Source organism: Chryseobacterium barbadense (assembly GCF_042849955.1).
GTDB lineage: Bacteria > Bacteroidota > Bacteroidia > Flavobacteriales > Weeksellaceae > Chryseobacterium.
This window is the reverse complement of the sequence record NZ_BAAFHL010000021.1, coordinates 35,221-56,697: the sequence shown is the minus strand read 5'-3', so window position 1 is coordinate 56,697 and position 21,477 is coordinate 35,221. Positions and strand designations below refer to the sequence as shown.

General features: G+C 36.6%; 19 protein-coding genes. 2 read left to right on the top strand and 17 right to left on the bottom strand.

Features of this window, described 5'->3' with window-relative positions:
* From ACGHIN_RS10095 to tssO, 17 genes are all read right to left on the bottom strand, one after another.
* A partial coding sequence (locus tag ACGHIN_RS10095; RefSeq protein ID WP_390453039.1) for a contractile injection system protein, VgrG/Pvc8 family occupies window positions 1-952 on the bottom strand: 952 nt, incomplete at its 3' end.
* 193 nt (window positions 953-1,145) lie between these two features.
* Window positions 1,146-1,562, bottom strand: a complete 417-nt coding sequence (gene tssD, locus ACGHIN_RS10090) for a type VI secretion system tube protein TssD (RefSeq protein ID WP_390453037.1) — start codon at window positions 1,560-1,562, stop codon at window positions 1,146-1,148.
* A 376-nt stretch (window positions 1,563-1,938) separates the two neighbouring features.
* Complete coding sequence (locus tag ACGHIN_RS10085) at window positions 1,939-2,592, bottom strand: hypothetical protein (protein ID WP_390453036.1); 654 nt, start codon at window positions 2,590-2,592, stop codon at window positions 1,939-1,941.
* Between the two features lie 23 nt (window positions 2,593-2,615).
* Window positions 2,616-3,980, bottom strand: a complete 1,365-nt coding sequence (locus tag ACGHIN_RS10080) for a hypothetical protein (RefSeq protein ID WP_390453034.1) — start codon at window positions 3,978-3,980, stop codon at window positions 2,616-2,618.
* Between the two features lie 10 nt (window positions 3,981-3,990).
* On the bottom strand, window positions 3,991-5,931 hold the full coding sequence (locus ACGHIN_RS10075) for a type VI secretion system Vgr family protein (RefSeq protein ID WP_390453032.1): 1,941 nt from the start codon (window positions 5,929-5,931) through the stop codon (window positions 3,991-3,993).
* Between the two features lie 50 nt (window positions 5,932-5,981).
* Window positions 5,982-6,833: a lytic transglycosylase domain-containing protein gene (locus tag ACGHIN_RS10070; protein ID WP_390453030.1), complete on the bottom strand. Its 852-nt coding sequence runs from the start codon at window positions 6,831-6,833 to the stop codon at window positions 5,982-5,984.
* A gap of 76 nt (window positions 6,834-6,909) precedes the next feature.
* Window positions 6,910-9,405: an ATP-dependent Clp protease ATP-binding subunit gene (locus tag ACGHIN_RS10065; RefSeq protein ID WP_390453028.1), complete on the bottom strand. Its 2,496-nt coding sequence runs from the start codon at window positions 9,403-9,405 to the stop codon at window positions 6,910-6,912.
* A 276-nt stretch (window positions 9,406-9,681) separates the two neighbouring features.
* Window positions 9,682-10,086: a type VI secretion system tube protein TssD gene (gene tssD, locus ACGHIN_RS10060; RefSeq protein ID WP_390453026.1), complete on the bottom strand. Its 405-nt coding sequence runs from the start codon at window positions 10,084-10,086 to the stop codon at window positions 9,682-9,684.
* Window positions 10,087-10,274: 188 nt separating this feature from the next.
* A complete protein-coding gene (locus ACGHIN_RS10055; protein ID WP_390453024.1) occupies window positions 10,275-11,231 on the bottom strand; it encodes a hypothetical protein in 957 nt (318 codons plus the stop codon).
* Between the two features lie 166 nt (window positions 11,232-11,397).
* Window positions 11,398-11,790 (bottom strand): hypothetical protein, encoded by a 393-nt coding sequence (locus ACGHIN_RS10050; RefSeq protein ID WP_390453022.1) that lies wholly within the window; start codon window positions 11,788-11,790, stop codon window positions 11,398-11,400.
* A gap of 4 nt (window positions 11,791-11,794) precedes the next feature.
* Entirely contained in the window at window positions 11,795-12,463 is a 669-nt protein-coding gene (locus ACGHIN_RS10045; protein ID WP_390453020.1) for a hypothetical protein, read from the bottom strand.
* A complete protein-coding gene (locus ACGHIN_RS10040) occupies window positions 12,460-14,733 on the bottom strand; it encodes a hypothetical protein (RefSeq protein ID WP_390453019.1) in 2,274 nt (757 codons plus the stop codon). Before ACGHIN_RS10040 ends, ACGHIN_RS10045 begins: the two co-directional genes overlap by 4 nt.
* A gap of 19 nt (window positions 14,734-14,752) precedes the next feature.
* Entirely contained in the window at window positions 14,753-15,256 is a 504-nt protein-coding gene (locus ACGHIN_RS10035; protein ID WP_390453017.1) for a DUF4280 domain-containing protein, read from the bottom strand.
* Window positions 15,257-15,350: 94 nt separating this feature from the next.
* Window positions 15,351-17,750 carry a type VI secretion system protein TssR domain-containing protein gene (tssR, locus tag ACGHIN_RS10030; RefSeq protein WP_390453016.1) on the bottom strand — a complete coding sequence of 800 codons (2,400 nt, stop codon included), beginning with the start codon at window positions 17,748-17,750 and terminating at the stop codon, window positions 15,351-15,353.
* 55 nt (window positions 17,751-17,805) lie between these two features.
* Window positions 17,806-18,717 (bottom strand): PKD domain-containing protein, encoded by a 912-nt coding sequence (locus ACGHIN_RS10025; protein ID WP_390453015.1) that lies wholly within the window; start codon window positions 18,715-18,717, stop codon window positions 17,806-17,808.
* A 52-nt stretch (window positions 18,718-18,769) separates the two neighbouring features.
* A complete protein-coding gene (locus ACGHIN_RS10020; protein ID WP_390453013.1) occupies window positions 18,770-19,294 on the bottom strand; it encodes a type VI secretion system transmembrane protein TssO in 525 nt (174 codons plus the stop codon).
* Window positions 19,295-19,308: 14 nt separating this feature from the next.
* The gene (tssO, locus tag ACGHIN_RS10015; RefSeq protein WP_390453011.1) at window positions 19,309-19,845 is read right to left on the bottom strand and encodes a type VI secretion system TssO; all 537 of its coding nucleotides are present in this window, start codon (window positions 19,843-19,845) and stop codon (window positions 19,309-19,311) included.
* Window positions 19,846-20,024: 179 nt separating this feature from the next.
* Here tssO and ACGHIN_RS10010 point away from each other — a divergent pair, with 179 nt between their 5' ends.
* The gene (locus tag ACGHIN_RS10010; protein ID WP_390453009.1) at window positions 20,025-20,696 is read left to right on the top strand and encodes a LuxR C-terminal-related transcriptional regulator; all 672 of its coding nucleotides are present in this window, start codon (window positions 20,025-20,027) and stop codon (window positions 20,694-20,696) included.
* A 139-nt stretch (window positions 20,697-20,835) separates the two neighbouring features.
* The gene (locus tag ACGHIN_RS10005; protein ID WP_002984212.1) at window positions 20,836-21,126 is read left to right on the top strand and encodes an HU family DNA-binding protein; all 291 of its coding nucleotides are present in this window, start codon (window positions 20,836-20,838) and stop codon (window positions 21,124-21,126) included.
* Window positions 21,127-21,477 lie beyond the last annotated feature (351 nt).

The following is a 21,477-nucleotide window of genomic DNA, read 5'->3' as shown; positions in this document are numbered from 1 at the left end:
TCACACTGCTTCCGTAAGTAAGTTTAACGGGTTTTTCCTGAGGCGGAAGTTTTCCGAAATGCAACACTTCCCCGTCATAATAAAACTGTTCACCATATGCTTCTGCGATCCGTGCAAGGTAATTGTAATGGGTTTCTTCATACTGTGAGCTGTAGGAAACATTGCCATGTTGTGCGTCTACACGGAAATCAAATTTATTTTGTCCTAATCCTTCCTTAATAACCTGATCGGCAATACTGTTCAAGCTTATTTCCTGTCCGCCGCCAAAACTTTGAATATGAGGTGCTGCATCCAAAAGTATTGTCGGACTGTACCCTGTAAGCACAATATTTCCTAAACTTCCTTTTTCCTGACTGAATCCGACTTCTGTAATAACTCCTACAAAGCTTCTTTCGGGACCGTCCTCTACATCTTTATATTTGAAAACTACAGTAATGCGTTTTCCTAAAAAGTTTTGGGCACCTTCTAAATTATGATTTTCGGCACTGCCTAAAGTGTCGTGCGCAAGCATCAGGTCAAACTCATGATGCCTCATCGCACTTTGTTTGAGTTTAAAATGCTTGAAATGTTTGATTACCTGTCCTTCCACAACGATATCCAGCTTTACCACACGATTGATTCCCAAAATCTGATTTTCAGGAATGGCTTTCGCATTATGTATTTTGGAAGTCGGCTGTTTAGACCACACTTTATTTTCTACCAGAGTGGGTGCTGTAGACTGCATTTTTTGATTCATAAACATATTGGACGCATTCTGAGCTATACCTGCATATGTTTGAGCCTGGGCAATTTTCTGAGTGGCTTTCTGAGTTTTCCCGGCTGTTTTTTCCTGAATTTTCCCGGTAGTTTTATTTATTGCCTGCGTTTTTGCCATTTCTCCCATCTGCTTGCTAATGGAAGGTTTTCCGGCTTTTGGAGCAGGTCCTTTTGACGATTGATCATCTTGAAACATGGCATTTATGTTTTAATTAATATTTTGATTATAGCTTGTAATATTCATGGTTTATACTGACTGAATATATTCAATGGTAATTCTATAGGCGAGTTTAGCTCCATATTGTAGCAGAAACAGAAAAACAGAATAGTAAACTCGGGTGAGTGCACTATTCTGTACCAATTTTATTTTACTAAGATGATGTGGATTTTTAGTTACCGGATCCTCCTCCAGGCCATAATCCTTCAAAAGCAGCATTTCCGTAATTGATCTTCTCTGCACTCACTATAAAGCTGATCAGCATGTTGTTGCTGTCAATAGCATCGAAGTCTACTTCATGCTGGATTACGTACCCATTTTCCCAGTTTAAAGTAATCAATGTTCCTTCTTCGTGGGATTTGTTGAATGTAATTTCTCCTGATGTCGGTTTGTATTTACCGTTAAGTAGGCTTTCCAGGATATCTGATTTATCCGTAGCCTCTACTGTAAGTTTAATGATAGCGTTTGACGGATCTGAAGCTACTCTTCCTGATACGTCTGTAGATCTTGATACGCTGTAATTAAGCTTTAATAATTTTTGCTCTTCGCCGTTGTTGAATTTTAAGATTCCTCTTGAATTGCTTGCCATGATTGTAAATTTTAATCGTTAATAATATTTTGTGATTTGGTGATGTTTAGTATCCCAAAGATAGACCTCTTGTTTCGTTCTGAAAAGTTTTTAAACAGCTATCTTGTTTTTTGTCGTATTTCTACGATTTGATGTCGTAATTCTACGACTTTGGAAATAAACAAATCCATAAAATACTATAAATAAGAAAGTTAACAACATTAAAAAGTCAAGATCACACTTATATTTTTACACAAAATTGGGAAATATTAAGAAAAAATTAAGGCAATTTAAGAAAACTTAAACTGCCTTTTATCATATCTTTATTTACAATTGGTATTCTTGTCTTTATTTTTTTATAAGATTTGCCCAGATGACATTTTACAAAATCTAGCATTTATTTGAGCTCCTTTATTTTACCCGTTTCTCCATCCATAGTATAAATTAGTGGTAAAAAAGCTGGTGGTTCTCCTATTCCATCAAAAGGAGGTGTATTGGGTTTTCCTTCTTCAATTACGATTGTATATTCCTTTTTATTTTCATCAAAGTGGATTTCGAAAGAAGATTGTCCGTTCTCTAAAAATCTGCCTTTTCCAGTAGAAAAATTGATGATTTTTTTAGTCTCTAAAAATTTTAAAGCATCTTCGGGTTTTATTTTTCCGAATTTTTTATTTTCATCCACTTTTTCAACATTCCCGTTTTCATCATAATATTCTGAAGTATCTACTTTTGTTTTCTCTCCTATGAATGTTTCTTTCTTTTTAATGTTTCCGTTAGCATAAAATTCTTTATATATGGTTTTGAAAGAAGGTTTTGGAGGTATTTCAGTATATGTTCCTATTTTATTTTCAATCAGCATCATACTAATAACCGTATCATGTTTTTTGATTATATGTACAGCAGATTCTCTTTTTTTATATTCTTCAAAATCAAATTTTTCTATCATTTTATTATTTTTCTTTTTATCGCTTGATACATCTTTATTTTGACCATTGCATGATACCAGCAACAACAATATGCTGATAAAAACCATCTTATTTATTGTTTTCATTTTTTAGCAGTTTGAAAAATTACTTATACTTTAATTTTACTGTTTAAAACATTCCACTGCCATATAAATAAGCAAAATCTTTCAATGCCGTCAATATGGCTGTAATCCATTAAATTATTGGTTTTTTTTGCCTCATAGGTATATTTCGGGACACCACCTCCTTTACTTACACTTGCAAAAGTATGAGGTAAATACATTGCGTGTATGGTTTCGTGTGCGATAGTAGCCTTATTATGTGTTCCAAATTGAACGCATGTACTCCAGCCATAGTTTGAAAATCCATTCCAGTTGGCCTCTTCTCCTATAAAATAGAGAACATAGTACCCTTTATATTTATCTCCGAATTGATCTTTAAGTTTTCCTTCAAGATAATCTTTCATTCCAGTAATATTGGTTATTTTTTGTCCAGGTTTTTTATTTTGCAATACTCCCATACTCGTAAATTTTGTTTTGAACTTATTTCCAAAAAAATTACCTGTACAGTCTAAAACATCTTTTTCCAAAACAATATTTGGCGTTACCAGAGCCTGATTGCAACAATTAATAAAAAATTCTTTCCCTCCCGGAGCAGGGCTTCCCGTTTTTATTATTCCTGATATATTAGTACTCACATTAATGAAAACCACATTAATATTTTTTCTAAATTCAGATGAATTAGGATGTATCCTTAATGCTCCACAAATTTCACCATCTGCTTTTACATACAGTATTTGTTCTTTATCAAAGCTTTCTTTACAGGTAATTTTCAGATATTCAAACTTGTCATATTTACCTTTTTTCACATCTCCTATCTCTTTCTTATTAAGGCTCAGATATTTTTCTGCACCTTTATCCCGGAATTCGAATGAAAGTTTTTTGGGTTTCTCCTGTATCTCGATTTTAAGATTAAATGTTGCGGTTTTACCTTTAAGTAATGTTAATGTAGGAATAGGATACAGATATGGTTTCTTGTTTACTTTTTTCCATGTCAGAGAGAAGCTTTTATAACTCTTAAGCTTCTTATCATACATAGCCAATTCTTTTCGAAAATTGTTATTCCATTTATTGGTATCATCGAAAGGTGTAACATTATCTGGTTTGTAATATTTCCCCATAATTCCACCAAACCAGTTATCTCCCTTTTGTCCGGAATCTCCGACTCTTAACCAATCAAATCCAAAATTGGGACTATCTTTATATTTATCATGGGGCCTGAACTGCACTAAACATTTCGCTTTTATTTCTCCTGCTGATGGCTTTTCAGGATTTCCATCTTTTTTGATTACTGTTTCACTTTTTTCCGAGTGGTATTCTGCCGAATACTCCCGGATATCGGTCTCGGAATAATAGTTAAGGTCTTCTCCTACACTTTCGAATATCTTACCTCTTACAATTCGTATTCTGCTCATAAGAATTCAGTTAATAGTTTTTGCCTTTTTCTCCGCTTTTATTTTCAATATTGCTTTGGGCATGTTTCACGATTTTACCATTGCTGGAAGTTTCTATTCCTCCTTCACTGTTGACAACGGTTTTGCCTTTTGCAGTTTGCGTGTGTACATCCCCATCAATCATCTCCGTTAGCTTACCTGTGATAAATACGCTTGCATCTCCCACAACTGAGGTAAGTTTCATGGCTCCCACGCTCTGGGTATTATTCATACCAATGCTGTCGGATTTATTCATTCCCACTGTTGTCGTCATGTTTTCTCCGACATTGATGTTCATATTTCTACAGTTCAATGTCATGGTTTCCGGGGCAGTAATGGTGATGTTGCTTCCTGTGGTATCCAGGTGGATTTCATTTCCTGATTTATCCGTAATGATGATACTTTCATCCTCGGTAAATACCACTCTGTGCCCGCTTCTGGTTTGTATGGATTTCACCCTGTTGTCTACGCCTCCTCCTAATCCAACACCTCCGTGGAACATTCCTCCCATGACGAAAGGCCTGTCCGGATGGCTGTGCACAAAATTGACCATAACCTGATCCCCAACCTCCGGAACAGCTACATAGCCTCTGTTTTCCGTAACACGGTCTGTACCTCCTGCATCCGGGCTCATTACGCGTACGAAATGAGTTCCCTCACTGTTCTGCCAATCGAATTTCACCTGTACTCTTCCCTGACTTTCAGGATCGGCATTGGATATTACGGTGGCAATCTGAGGTTCTGCCTTCGGAATAGTGAAATCAGGTTTTGGAAGGAAACCTGTATCGGCTGCTATGGATTCAAAACTGCCTTTATAGTGGCCTATGGTGTCGATTTCATGAACAACTTCTGTAACCATTATTCTGGTGAAATAAGATGTTTCATTGGAATCGGGTTTACGCATCTGTACATCTGCAATACAGCCGGGATGTAAGAAAGGAACCGTTGTGCTTCCGGATAGGGAAAATACATTCACGGCCTGGCTTCCCGACGTACTTTTCTGTGAATATTCCACATCGAGATGAGTCGAAGCTTTAATTGGTGCTACCTGTAAGGCAGGTGTTTTATAAATTTTATCATTATGCTCGTAAGCAGTCTTGGCAAGGTCTCCTACATGCTGCACAGGAGTAGCTCCGGACGTCAGCTTTTCATTTTTGCTGCTGTTATAACCGTAAAATTGCGGCTTGGTGTGTACGGCCTTCAATTCTACTTTAATATCATTGACATTGCTTCCGTATAGCAATCTGATAGGTTTATTCTGAGGCGGAAGTTTTCCAAAATGAAGCACTTCTCCGTCGTAATAGAATTGTTCTCCATAGGCTTCCGCCATTCTGGCCAGGTAATTATAGTGCGTTTCATCGTACTGACAGCTGTAAATAATCTGTGAATAATCATTGGTATCCACTCTCACATCGAAACGGCTTTTATCTATTCCCTGCTTTATGACTTCTTCAGCAATAATTCCCATATTAACAGGCTGATCTCCTCCAAAACTCTGGATATGAGGTGCCCCATCCAATAAAATAGTTGGGCTGTACCCTGACAGAACAATATTTCCCAGACTCATCTTTTCCTGGCTGAAGCCTACCCCCGTGATCACTCCCACAAATGTCCTTTCGGGGCTGTTATCAATATCTTTATAGGAGATAACGGCTGTTAACCTTTTTCCTAAAAATTTATTTGCTTCTTCCAGAGTATGGGTCTGACGGCTTCCTAATGTATCGTGAGCTAAAGTGAGCGTGAATTCATGATGACGCTGTGCACTTTGCTTCAGTTTGAAATGCTTATAATATTTGATAACCTTGCCTTCTATGACCAAAGATAATTTCACCAGACGATTGATACCGGTATGGTGATTCTCCGAAACTCTGTCTGCATTCTGAGACGGTTTAAACGAAGGATTTTTCAACATATTTTGTGATTCTGCTTTCATATGATCTGTGTTTGGTAGATTAATAGATATCGCTTAGTGTTTATATATTTCTATTTACTTCCCTGTTTGATGGACCGGGATAATATTTTGTTCTTTTTCAGAAGAAAATCCGGCATTAAATCCATTGGAAGATAGAAAAGGCTTTCTCCTTTGTTTTGAAGTTCCTCCACAATTCCGGGATTCCATGCGAGTATTTCATCCACATTTATTTTAAGTTCGTCTGCAATAACGTCCAGGCTAAAGCCGGCATTAATTTCTGTTTCAGATAATGAGGTATTATTTTTCCGACTTCCGCCCCCAGCAAAAAATACTGTATTCATCCGTGAACTGTTGTAATTGGCTAATACACTTTGCAGCTCACCCGTTGCATAACATGCATTCAGATATTTTTTAACATGATTAATGGTTTCGGCAGGCAGGTATTTATAAAAGATATGATACTGTGATGATCCTGCTGCCGACATCGCTTTGGCAATATTTCCTTCGCCACAGTTATAAGCAGCCACAACGGTAACCCAATTATTATATTTTTTATAAAGGCTTGCCAGAGAAACAACAGCCGTTTTTGTACTTTTATACAAGTCCGTGCGGTTCTGTTCCGAAAGACCATATTGATTGGCATGTGAAGTCATAAACTGCCATACCCCAACTGCTCCTGCATGGGAAGTAATGGTTCTGTCAAAATGAGATTCTATAAGTGCCAAATTCCTTAGGTGTTTAGGCAGTCCTTTTTGAACCAGTGAATATTCAATAAATTCAACAATCTCTTTATTGGAATTAATAATACTTTTGTATCGCTTCACAGTATTTTCAGAGGTATCGGATGCAGAAAGGAACTGGCCTTTCACAATCTGTGACAAGCTTATCAATAATAGTATTAAAAAGATATTTTTGAGTTTCATATTAATTATTTTTAGCTGAGAAAGCGAAGATAGTTAAAGCCATTCTTAGCCTTTTCCTATTTGCTTTCTTTGCTTATCACTCTACTTTCCAGCTTAGTTTTTCTTCCTCTTTGTTCCAATCTGCATGAATGGTCTGTCCGGATTTTACTTCTTCTCTTACAATCATTTTAGAAATCGGTCTGGCTAACTGTGCACGAATGACTCCTGAGATCTGTCTGGCTCCATACTTACTGCTGAATCCGCCCAATGCAAGATTTCTGACTGCTTCATCACTGATTTTAAGAGTCATTCCCAATCTCGTTAACGAAGTATGAAGGGATTTCACCTGGATATTAAAGATTCTTTCCGCAATAGATTCCGTGATTGGGGCAAACGGAATAATTTCTGTAATCCTGGCTAAAAATTCCGGCCTGAATCTTCCGGAATTGGACATAATTTGCATTAATGAAGAGGACTCCGGAATTTTTCCTTCTTCAAACTGCTTAACGATTTCTTCGCTTCCGATGTTGGAAGTAAATAAGATCAAAGCGTTACTGAAGTCTCCTTCTTTACCCAGCTTATCATGTACTTTCCCTTCGTCCATGATCTGTAAAAAAACATCAAAAACAGAGTGATGTGCTTTTTCTATTTCATCAAATAAAACTACGGTATAGGGTTGCTGCCTGATTTTGTTAACCAGCATGCCTCCTTCTTCGTAGCCAACATATCCCGGAGGAGCTCCATATAAGAGCGCTGCGGAATGTTCTTCCTTAAATTCGGACATATCAAAACGAACCATTGCTTTTTCGTCATTGAAAAGCAATTCCGCCATGGATTTTGCCAATTCCGTTTTTCCTGTTCCTGTAGGTCCTAACAGGAAGAATGAGCCTATTGGCTGCCCCGGTTTATTTAAGCCGCTCCGGTTTTCAACAATGGCATCCGAAAGGATTTTCAAGGCATGATCCTGACCTACGACTCTTTTGAGTAAAAGGGATTCCATATTCAGGAGTTTTTCTTTTTCCTGCGCCTGAATCTTCCCGATCGGGATATTGGTTTTTGCTGCCATTACTGCAGCCAACTCCAAACGATCTACTTTTTCTCTTTTCTTTGATGCGTGTTCTAATAATTCCGAATAGGTTTCATCAATAATTACCTGGATCTGCTCCACCGGCATTGAATTGTCAATGGTTGGCTGCTCGCTCAAAGATCCCCACAGAATCGGGCTTATTTTATCTCTTAACAGGTTATACATCCAGATCAGTTCGTCGGCCTTGTCTTTAGGATCAGGATATTCTTCCTGCAAAATGGCATCATATCTTTCTTTCCAGCTTTCCAGTTCTTTTTCGGAAAGTTCATCCAGCATTTTAATGGCCGCCATAGTCCTGTCTAAAAGATCGATGGCTGCATCCGGCAATTTTTTCCCCTTCGCATATCGTTTTGCCAAGCGTACACATTCCGGAAGGGCTGCTCTTTCTACTTCGATATTATGATGCTTTTTATAGCCCTCAAGAAGGACATCGATCATTTTAACACAGGTTTTTTCATCCGGCTCGTTAACGGTAAGAACTTCAAAACGGCGGTTGAAAGCCTGTTCAGGCTCGATGATCTTTCTGTACTCTTCCTGGGTAGTTGCTCCGATAACGGTAATTTCTCCTCTTGCCAGTTCAGGTTTCAGGAGATTGGCAACGTTTCCGATGCTTCCTTTAGGATCCAGGAGGGTATGGATTTCATCAATAAAGAGAATGGCTTTTTCTATTTTTTTGCATTCGTTGATTACTTTTTTAAGACGGTCCTCAATCTCACCTTTATAGGATGTCCCTGCGAGTAAGGCTCCTGTGTCCAACTCTAAGAGAGTGGCATTTTTAAGCATTTCAGGTACATTGCCTTTGGTAATTTCAATGGCAAAGCCTTCTACCAATGCAGTTTTTCCTACTCCCGGCTCTCCAATGATGATCACATTGGGTTTGCTTCTCCGGCAAAGGATTTCCACAAGCATTCTCAGCTCTTTATCTCTTCCGATAATGTTTTCCAGCTCTCCTTTTCTTGCTTGTGAGGTTCTGTCTACACAATAGTTTTTAAGAGAGGGAAATGAGGAATCTGAAAAGTCTGATCCATTGGAAAACAGGGAAGGAAATTCTCCGTTCTCTGATGCTGCAAAAGGGGTGTCTTTTCTATAAAGATTGAATATTTCGTGTTCTCTAAGCGGCAAAGATTTGAGCTGCTGTAAGCTAAAAGCGACTTGTGGCTTAACTATGGCCGTTAAGATACAGATCGGGGTAATCTCGTCCAGTCCAAGTTTCAGCCTGATATCATCAGCTTCTTCCAGAATACGATCTACTGCTTCCCCTTCCTGTATGTCTTCAGGAAGATGAGTGGTTTTAAGATAGTCTTCAATGCGTACATCTGCCCATTCATAGAAATAGCCGGGATCTTTATCAATGTTCTTCAAAAATTCATTAAGTCCGATATCTTTATGCATTAAAGCCTGAAGAATGTGCGGACCATCATAGGTTGCATTGTAATTTTCCCTTGCTATAGACTGAGCAATATGAAAAAGTTGTTTTACTGTTTCGTTGGTTACCAGGACTCCCATTATAGTATTTTTCTCAAAATTTATTAATATCTGTGATTTCGGTGAATTTCTTTGATGCTGTTTTTATTAAATTTCTTCAATTTATAAACTATTATCATTGAAATTTTTATTCTATACTAAGATATTGGTTTTTTTCAACAATATGATAATATATCTTCAAAATGTGATATAGCAGTTCCAAACGGCAGAAATGCAACTTAATCTCACATTCTTTCAATGGTAAAAAAGACCGCCTTTTGGACAGTCTTTTTTATGAATGTTAATTGGTATTCTCTGTTAGTTAACAGGCCAGATTCCATCGAAAGCAGCATTTCCGTAATTGATCTTCTCTGCACTCACAACAAAGCTGATCAGCATGTTGTTGCTGTCAATAGCATCGAAGTCTACTTCATGCTGGATTACATATCCGTTCTCCCAGTTTAAAGTAATCAATGTTCCTTCTTCGTGGGATTTGTTGAATGTAATTTCTCCTGATGTTGGTTTGTATTTACCGTTAAGTAGGCTTTCCAGGATGTCTGATTTATCCGTAGCCTCTACTGTAAGTTTAATGATAGCGTTTGACGGATCTGAAGCTACTCTTCCTGATACGTCTGTAGATCTTGATACGCTGTAATTAAGCTTTAATAATTTTTGACCTTCGCCACCGTTGAATTTTAAGATTCCTCTTGAATTACTTGCCATGATTGTAAATTTTAATCGTTAATAATATTTTGTGATTCAGTGATTGTGTAACAAAGATAAAACCGTTATTTTTTTTTTGAAAATTTTCAAATGCCATTTTTATTTTTTGTCGTATTTCTACGATTTGATGTCGTAATTCTACGATCATAGATTTAAATAACAGTTAAAATATCTGTATTCACGAACTTTTAAAGCATATCGGAAACTGATAAGTCCGTTGTATATTTAACACCATATTGAGAAATATTGTAACTGATTCCTATATCTTTAACGATCCCTGTTTTTGTATAAAGGGTATAATTACCTGTGTAATCTATATTATTCTGGGGATGAGCGTTTTTAAGATCTTGTAATAGGATTATCTCTTCCGAATAATTGACATCTTTTACTTTTTGATTAATGGTTATGGGGATTCTTTCATCGCTAATCAAGTGATCAAATGTGGAGATCCCGTTTGTGAAAACATTTCTTATCGGAGCAAAATACATGGCAATGAAAGTATCTTGCTTCATTCTCTCATCAAAGAGTTTTTCATTCTGCACAACATACTCAAACTCTTCAATGTATAAAGCAGCATACTGATCGGGAAAAAGGTCATACAATCTTTCTTTGATCTGCTGAAAATTATCTGCTACTTCTTTAGTTAAGTTTATTTTAGTTATCTCACCTTTGGCGTTAACCCTGACTTCTACCGGATTTAACGATGTAATGCATTGTATGGCAAGATCAATCATTTTGCTATTATTCTCATCCTGGAAATTGTTTTTTGAAAGATAAAATATGTGCTCATCTTTATCTTTTCGTACCCACGTTAAGGTAACCTGAAAAGAAATGACATTATTATCTTTTTTGTTATCCTGCACAATTTTCACCTGATACTTCATATCTGATTTTTCAGGCTTGAAAATCAGTTTGGGATTAAACTCCGGTCTGGCAACAGCAACAGCATTATTTGTATTGTACTGAAGGATTTTGTCCGGATCAGGAATTAAAACTTTTTTCCCCGGTCTTAACTGATCTATGATATAGTCTTCTTTTGTACAGTGCTGATTATGGTATTCTTTAAGATATTGAGGATTCTCGAGGCTTATTTCCTTAGCAATGCTCTCCAGCGTTTCTCCGGGGAGAATAAAATGAACGATCATAATTTTTACCTGTGTTTATTTTTAAACCTTCTAACTTTCACCGGACGGTTTTTTTATTCTACAATAAATATATAGTTGCCTTTACTGTCTATGATTATTTTTAAATGAATCAACATTCAAATATTTGGAAAGACTGAAAACCGGTCAGAAAGTACAAAGCTGTCTATTAATTAATTTTTTTCAAAGGTAAATCGGTATTTCCGGGATTTATAAAATATATGGGGTCTCCTGAAATATAATATTCATCCTCCAACTTCTCAATATAAATAATTCCCATTTCTTTATATTGAGGATTAAAGTTTATTTTGATCTTATCTTTTTGTACAAAATCGCTTTTAAGATTTTTATAAACTTCCGTTTTACCTCCGTCACTTATATATTTCACTGTAATATTATCAAGTCTGGCAATAGTAATATCGAAACTTGTTTTTAAACCATCCCTGTTTTTTGCAGAAAAGGTGTAACTCCCAATCCAATCTTTATCTTTATGAGACTGGTCTGTATGAGACTGACAAAAAATATTAACAAAAAGTATAAAAAAGCAAATGAGTGATTTCATAATCTTATTTTTTGATAAATTTTCCTGTTGAGTCTATAATATAATTCACTTTCACTTTAGCAGAATCGGCTTCTTTCTTTTCTCCAACAATATCTCCGGCTTCATTAAATTCCAGACCATCAACAGAATGTTTCACAATTTCTATACTGTTGTCTGTTCCTATTTTAAATGTTCTGTAATATTCTGTTTCAAAGGTAAATCTACAGTCAAGCAATAACTGATCTGTCAGATGATTATTAACATAACTGTTGAGCTGGACATTCAAAATTTTAGAATCGTTCTCGCCAAAGGTGTTATAGATAATCACCTGGGCCGTATGAGAATCTGAGAATGTAAAAGTTTTCAGAATGTAATATTTATATTGAGAATCCAACTGAATATTAAAATCATTTTCTTTAAGAGGGACCGACAGATTTTTTTCATCAAAACTTCGGGAAACAAGTCCTTTATATAATGAATCAACTACATAGCTTGTAGAGTCAGCATCAAGTTTGTAATATGGTTTTACATCATCTGAAGTGTATGGTAAATTATTTTTCATTTGGGCTGTACTATCAGTTGTTTCATTAGCTTTATTATTAAAATTATCTTGTTTTGTTGCTCCTTGCTTACAGGAATGGAACAATATCAAAATTACAATATAACTCAGCGTACTCAGTTTCAAAATTTTCATTCTTTAATTTCTTTATAATTAGGTTTATAGCCTTGCAGATGCAAGTGATGATGATGATTCTTGGTATTTTTAGGCAGATGATTCAGGTAATGCACTTTACCGTTTCTTTTATAGCTCCACCCCAGCATACTTTTCCATCCGAATCTATACAAAGCATCATTCCATTTATTCTGACGAACATCATCCAACTTATCGGGATTCGCACTGATATCTAAACTTGTTCCGTCACCAAACATCAGTTTTTTATCTTTCCTCAGATATTTGAAATCTCCATTATTACCATTGATATGACTTACACTGGGGCTAGATGAGCCATCTGCATGGCTAAACCCATTGCAGCTGATATCATTATAATTTACTTCCAGCATCGCACCGAACAAACTGGCCAGTGTTTTCTCATTTACATATTTTCTTGGAGAATCTACATTAAAGGTATACTGATAGGCTCCGTTTCTATAGGTTTTATTTACTTTATCAAAATTGATAAGATTTACTAAAACTCCTTTTTTCCCATTATACATTTGGGTTGGGATAATATCATAAGTTCCCAGCTCATGAACGCCATTATCCTTATCGTGATACACATATTTGTACTTTTTCTTGTTTTCCTCTTTGATAACCTTTGGAATATGTTTTTCAATTCTTCCGTCACTATAGATATGGTAGGTAATGATATCTTTTGCCGTTGCCTGAGTAGCCTGAACGTTCTGACAGGTAAATGTAGTTGCTTTTACGGATTTTCCTTCGTTGTAGAAATCATTAATAGCTTCTTCAAACTCCCAAACGTAAGATTTCCCTTCCTTTCCTTCATAATACTGCTTCCTGCCTTTTTTATCAATCCAATATTCATGTGATTCTCTTTTAAACATCGGATTATCATCATATGCAGCTTTGTTACTGTCATATACTACATAATCTTTTTCTGTTCCGTGTCCACAGGCCTTCGGGTAATTTACAGCCAGATACAAGTCTGTCTTTGTCTTTAGTTTTCCGGCAAATCTTTTTTGCAAAAAATGTTTTTCTACATAATCCAGCTGTTTTTCAGCACTCATCTTAATGAGCTCTGAACGTTTTACACCCAGATCAATAGCGGCTGGTTTACCAAACTGAATAAGTCCTACGTAGCCACCGGTTCTGTTATCATCCTGATTAGATTTAAAGGTCCCTACCGTAGGATCAAAGCTACGACCCGTTTCCAGTGCCATTACAGCCATTAACCAGTTAGCTCCTTCAAAATTCTGTTGTGGCAGGCCGAGACTCTGAGCAATTTTGACAACCTTTTTCCTGAACTCACAACTTACTTTTCCACCCCAGATAAGATCTTTATATAATTCTTTACATAGGCAAGTGGTTTTTGGAGTAACGCCCTGCCCATTTATTACCGTCACACTTTTCCCCGATGGGCTCGGATTGGCTGGTTTCTTAGCAGGTGTTATTTTCCCTTTCGCTTCAAAGTAATCCCAAAGTTCTTTTATTTTATCAATTGCCTGATCTACATAGCCTACTTCTTTATTGGATGGTGGCTTTTGTGAAGCCGGCGATCCTTTTGCTTTTTTGGAAGTCGCAGATTCTGCCGGAGGAGGTTGATGTGCCGGATTTTTCACGTCTATATTAGCAGAAGAATGTTTTCTGTCTTTATAATATTCCACCGTTACATAAAACTCTAGTTCCTTGGAGTCAGACTCTCCTTTAGCGGCTTTTTGCATTAGGGCTCTGGTAAGTACAAATTCTGCACTTGCCGTACCAGTTTTATCTACTATTGCCTCTTTTTTTTCCACAAAAAGATTTTTAGCATCGTGTCCATTACCCTGGCTATCATCTTCCCAAAGAGTGAAAGTTAATTTTTGCCCTGTAAGGTTCACGCATTTTGCTTTGGCAACAAGTTTTTCCATATAGCTAAAAACTGTGCCTTTGGTATCATCCACATAGAAAAGTTCCACTTTATTGATTTTAGGAACTTCCACGGGTTGTGGGGTAATTTCTATACTGCTTGATCCTCTTCCTTCCGCTTCATATAAATAAGCTTCCAGACGATACGTATGTTTTTGGGCAACTTCTCCGAAAGTAAAGGTGCCATCTCCTGTTTTTTTGATATTGGTAGTGGTAAAGCGCCCATTGGGACGTTTTTTAAACAACTCCCAGGTTACCAGTGCGGGATTACGTTTTTCCTTTGGTGTGCCGGAATACCAATCTGCAATAACATAGGTGGTCTTCTCTCCAACTTTCGGAGTAGGATTTCCCGATATTTTTGAAACTCCTCTTTTTGACATAGCTGCAGGCATTTAAAGTTTAATAAGCATCTATTTCACTTTCCTCAACGGTTTCTTTGAAGTCATCCATTTTCACAAGAGGATTGATGTGCTGAACGGTTTTAGAATCTGACTTCTTCACATTCTGTTTGCTCATTTCACCACGCTGTCCGTGATCTTTTACAGTAATAAGACCTCCTACCGAACATTGAAGTTCAGAAATTTCAGTAACGCATTTTTTTTCCATGACCAATGTCTTTTCATAGGTTTTCTGCCATTTACCTGCCGGAGCATAAGCACATGGCAAATACCCACTCGAAGAAGGCTTAAGCTTACATTTTCCAAAACTGGGTCCCGGGGGATTGAATTGTAGGTCATCTTCAGTTACGGCTAAATAATCTGCTTCTCCGTCAGAATCATTCCAAAAATGTTTCTGATGCGTCGTTACTTTATACTGAGGGAATTGATCACCCTGGTTACACTGGGCTTTACCCTTCTGGATGACAAAATGTTTGCCATCATGAGGTGATGATTGATTGGACATATTTTTGTGATTTGGGTGATATAAAGATAAAAATTTTTCAATACAACATAAAAAAGCAGAAATAAAATTCTGCCTTTTTATATCTTATAACTATTTAATGCTTAGTATATTCCGGTTCTTCAACAGGTAACATGGTAGGCATAAAGTATTCATTCAGCCAATAAAAGGTCTGTCCGTTTTGCTGGATTTTCACCGCCCGATTGTTTCTGTGCGCAAGCATTCTGTCTGCCAGATCTTTATAGTGACGGAAATAATTTCTCACCGTTTCATTGGTTACTATTTTAGACTTCTTCCAGCCTTTAAGCTTATATTTTGACATCAGTTCTTCATCTGAATTATCAAAACCGGTACTTACTCCCACTGCATAAGACATTGGCTGTTCATATAATTCTCCTTTGTCCATGAACTTTACAGTCGGGTTATACTTTTTCAGAAGCCTGATATACTCTTTCACTGCTCTGGACTGGTTGAAATCCGATCTTCCGGCTCCTGTTTTCTCATACACTTCGGTATAAAAAGCTTTAAGGTTGTCATACTCTCCTTCTGAAATCAGAATTCCTTTTTCCAGACCCGGCTGGAAGTCTTTCAGATCTTTTGGAATATATCCCTTTACCAAGAACGGGCTTCCATAATTGATCAGCTGGGCAGCAATTCCTGCCGGAACAGGATTGGTTAGGCCCGGATATAGGTATTTGTATTTCAAGTCTACATCTGTTCTTCCCGCTCCTACTGAAGAGTGGAAATAATCGTTAAGGGACTTGTCTAAGGTTTCATTATCTAACGTTACCTGGGCAATCAGGCTGTCAACCGATTTTTTAAGGTAACCCGGAGTAGCAATATCCCCTTTTTTAGGGAAAATAACAAATCCCTGAGACATACTCTGTTTCGGATAATCCAGAGAGAAGAAACCTTCATCTCCTTCAATCAGATTGAAATTATTTTTGGTTAAAACATCATTCTGATTGATTATTTTCTGCTTCTTAAGCTCTGCAATATTTTTAGCCGTATTTGTGACCACATTTTCCGCCATCAATACAAAATCATTGTAGGTATCGGATGACCTTGCGCTGGTCTGGAACATGATTAATCTTGCCTGAGCCTGTGTAAGGGAATTGATTACCCCATACATATTTCCGCTCTGGTTGGCAGAAGTTCCTACCGTAACTACAAGATTGGTTTCATCCGGGAAATTAGAAAGAAGATCTCCTGCTGCTATCAGTCCTTCATTCACCGGTTGATAACCATTATTGCTCGGGCAGTTCATTTCATTGGTTTTCTGGTCAATGAACGTTGTAATCTTACTATAATCGGTACTTAAAGGTGAAACGGCTACATTGTCTCCACAAGAATTATTCTTATATAAAACCACACCATATTTCACTGAACTAAAATAAGAAGGCTTTTCAAATCTAAGCTGTAAATCCTGCAGTAAAGATTTTACAATAGGAGCATAAGGTGCATTCGGAGCACTGATGTCTAAAGCAAAAACAATATTGATCCTTTTATTTTTCTCTGTAATTTCTCTATATCGGTCAAAATAGATCGGCTCCCCTAATACATTAAAGACATAGTTTTTACTATAGTCTAAAATATTGGTGAAATATTTGGTCTTAGAATCCGGTGTAGGAGTCTCCGTTAATGCTAAATTAACCGGGAAAATATTTTCAAGGGGTGTTCTTTTATTAACGTCAGTAAGAAGTATGGCCGTTCTTGCTTCCGCATCCGTTCCTCCAGGCGATCCTTCGTGGATTCCCAATGCCGTTTCCGTAACACCTGTTGTATTTTTCATTTTTACGGCAGAACGTTCTCCCCATGCCGATATCACGTTAGAACTTACCCAACCATATAAACCTGTATCAATACTGTCTAAATCAATGGACGGTCTTTTACCCACAAGGAATCTCTTATTGTTTTCCGCCTGTTTATAGACATATACCATTTGTCCGTTCGGAATCTTCACATTTGCAGTTTCTATCAGGCTCGGAGAATTGAACACCATAATAGAATCATTCTTATAATACCTTTCGGCATTCCTGATCACGTCGCTATTGCTTGGTACTACAGCTACTCTCACAGGATAGCCTGTTTTTTCGTTTTTCAGAGAATTATTCCAAAGAAGAAGATCAGATTCCGGGATCCATCCATATGTTTTGATGGATTTGGAAGATACTTTTTTCATTAACGCATCCGGAACATATTCTGCTACTTTTACCATTCCGTCTCTGTGCTTTAAAACCATTAATGGTTCTAAGAACTTCACTTCTTTGTAGGATTTCTCATCACTTTTATCAAGATAAGCCGTATTTCTGGACCGGTCTGAAATCACGATCCATGGAACCGACTTTTTAGGAAAACCGTTGATCACAGGTGAATTATCGACCTGTCCGTATTGTGATGGTTCCGGAGTTTTTTTTGAAGGTAGCTTTACCTGACAACTGGTTAATAAAACCGAAACGCCTATATAATATGCTGCTAAAGGAAGTTTATTTTTCATCCTGTTTATACTTTTATGATTGGTGGTGGGGCCCGAAAGAAACCGGACCATTAATTTATTTGCTTTGGTTGATGTCAACTTTCGTTACACAGTTCTGTGTATCATCAAAATTTACCTTTACAGTCTGGATGACATTATTTTTATCAAACTGAAGTCCTGCACAATACATATAGAAATTGTTCACTTTACTGTCATTGACTTTTACAACCGTATTTTCATTGTTGCACAAATACGTTCTCAGTAGATAATTGTAATGCGTATTAAAGCTGTTGCCATTGGCAATCTGCTGCAAGTGATATTTGAAATCGTTGTCAATCTTTTCATATGCATCTTCCACAGATACTTCTTCCTGTTCCAGGGAATTATAGGCCGGGAGGATTTTAATACGGTGTGTAATAGGCTCCATGCTTTCATCTGTAAACAGGGTAACGATATAATCACCCGGCTGTTTATAGGAATAGATTGCCAGCTTTTCTTTGGAATCCGTATTCCCTGTCTCCCCAAACTTCCATGCGAACTGCTTGGCATCAGAAACGGCACGGAACTGAATGTTTTCAAACTGCATTCCCTGGGACTGGGCGTCGATAGTCGTCTTAATTTTTGCCGTATCTTTTGGCCTCGGAAGTCCCCGAGCCGAAATCATTACGGGAAAAGATTTGGAATATTTGTTATCAATAGTCAGGGTTACCTGGTAATATCCCGGCTTATCATAAAAATGAATTCCGCTGCTTTTATCAGAGGTTCTGCCGTCTCCAAAATTCCACTGTTGGGTTTTAGCGAATTGGGTTTTATTTTCAAATAAAAGGGTATCACCTACCGATAATGAAGAAGGATATACATTTCCTATAATATCATCCGCAGAATGAATCACTTTTTTTTGAAGCCACAATGCGATGAGTGCGGCAATGAGCAAGGTTGCTATAACACCAATGATAATGTTCTTTTTGTTTTTTTGAAAATAATTCATAGTTAATAATTGTGATGTAATTTTTGTGTTTTGTGTTAATGACAGGTGAATTTTACTGGGATCGTGCTTTTAATGCGGTTTCCCGTTGAAAAAGCTGATTCTGCTTATCTTTAAATCCTATGCGGCATTCTTCAACCTGTTTTTCAAATTCTTTGATATCTTCTGTGGTCGTCGAAATAATTTTCTTGTCCTCGAAATACATCTTGTAAAATTTAGCAATCTGAGGATAAGCATCTTTTCTGATATCCGTTATATCATTACTCTGATAATAATTGGCAATATCATTGATCCCGTACATAATATTGTTTTCCACAAACGGTTGCGGCACTTCATCTGTAAGCTTTTGTATCTGAGCAAACGTACTATCCTGCAAACGCTGAGTAAATTTTTGCTGTTGGTCAAATTTAGCTTTCTGTTCCAGATAACGGATAGAAACAATATCTTCATCTGAAAAAGGTGATTTATACCCTTTCAGAAATATAATGCTTAAAAATATAATTGCCGCTATGAGCATTAAAATCAGGTAAAAGAACTGATAATGCTTTTCTTTTTTAGATAATGTAATGTGTCCTTGCATAGCCCTGTGTTTTTTTATCTTCGCCTTCTTCCCCCTGAAAATTTTCTGGTAGGATCTTCTCTCAATTCACTATTTGCTCTTCCTACTTTGCCCATACATTCTTCCAGATCCCGAAGTGCTCTCTGTTTTTGATAAGAAACATTAATGATCTGATTTTTCAGGCTTAGCATTGGCTCTACCTGTTTCATCAGGACAGCGTAATGCTTAAAGTTATCTGCACTGTCTTTCCCCATGATATTTTTGGCATCCATCACGTTCTCCATGATGTAGTTTCTGAGAATAATTTCATTATCCACCTTGCTGATGTCAAGTTGGTTCATTCTATAATAAATACTGTCAACATGGGTTTTTAAGAGATCACTGCGGCTCAGCAGTTCTTTGTAAGCTTCCGCATCCCTGCTTATTCCTTCTCTTTGGATATCATAGCTTTTGAAAAAGAAAAAAACACAGCAGAAGGAAACTGCTGATAAAACGATAAAGGATAAGGCAAACTTCCAGATGCCTATCCTGACGTCTGATTGGTTTAATTTTTTCTCCCTATTCGAAGACATATTTTGTGATTTGTTTGGACCGTGAAATTATGAAAAAAAATTTTATGCACAAAAATTATATTTTTTCCGTATAAAGTCCGTATTGAATTAATTAATTTAAGATTAATTTTCACTTTCATAAGTTTTTCATAAATTAGGCCTCTGAATTTTAAATATCACCCACCAAATCGATATTAAAAATGAATAAACTACTAACTAATACTGTGCGGTTTTCCATTGCAGACAGTGATTTTTATTTTAAAAAAATCATGATCAAGACGCTCCTGGAAAATCCGTTCTACATGCTTCTTAATGACTGTAACAACGGGCACGAACTCGTGAACAGGATTTACAGAAGACAGGAAGACGTATTCGTCGTCGAACTGTTTATGCCAGTATTAAGCGGAATTGAAGCCATAAAATACATCCGAAAAAACAATAACGAAACGCCTATCATTACTTATTCCGGAACTTATCAGGAAGATATGGCCGATATTCTTTCCAAAATCCCCAACTTATATTACTGTGAGAAAAAAAGTAATGTTATTAAAGATATCATCAAAGGGAGGGTAACCTCTGATACGTTTGACTACGAATCTTACACTAAAGAATGGGAACAACAACCTCTTGCCGTCCAGGAATATATGGAGCGTCAGAAAAAAAGCCAGGAAGAATTATCCCCTACGGAAATACAGCTGATGAAATTCTGTTACGAAGGGTTCAGCAATAAAGAAATAGGAGAAAAACTTAATCTAAGCACCAGAACCATTGATACTTACATTAACAGACTTACTGAAAAGCTGGGTCTGAAAACAAAACTCCATCTCATCCGCTTTTGTGTGGAAAACGGCTACTATAATTCCAGCACTTAAATTCTAATTAAGATCCCGTTCATATAGAGTAAACATAAAAACTTCAATCATTTACCAAAAAATATTTTGCCACTAATGTGCTAGTATTCAATTTTTTTAAGTAAATTTGCACACCTAAAATTTAAAATTAAAAAAGGAAATGACAAAGGCAGAATTGGTAAACACCATCTCAAATAAGTTGGGAACCGAAAAGAATGAAACACAGAAAGTTGTAGAAGCTTTTATGCAGGAGATCAGAACTTCTATGTACAATGGAGATAATGTTTATCTAAGAGGTTTTGGTTCTTTTATCATTAAAACAAGAGCTGCTAAAACGGGGAGAAATATTTCTAAGAACACTGCAATTGAAATCCCTGCACACAACATTCCTGCTTTCAAACCTTCAAAATCTTTTGTTGAGAAAGTAAAAACCAAAGTTGCAGTAAAATAACAACATTAACTGAATATTAACTAGTTACTAAAAAATTAAAATTATGCCAAGCGGAAAGAAAAGAAAAAGACACAAGGTTGCAACTCACAAAAGAAAGAAAAGAAGAAGAGCAAACAGACATAAGAAAAAATAATCTCTTTTTCTTGAGATCTACAATATAATAATATAGTTGGTGATTTTAGTTTTTTAAAGTTCACCGACTATATTTTTGTTTTGCAACTATTAAGATTATATAGAAATAAAGGGTTTTTCATTCTTTTTTCATATAGTATTTGCAGTTTTCCCCAGTAATCCTTAAATTGAAAACTGATTCATTTGAGAAAAACCCATGTCTATTTCCTACCATCTTAA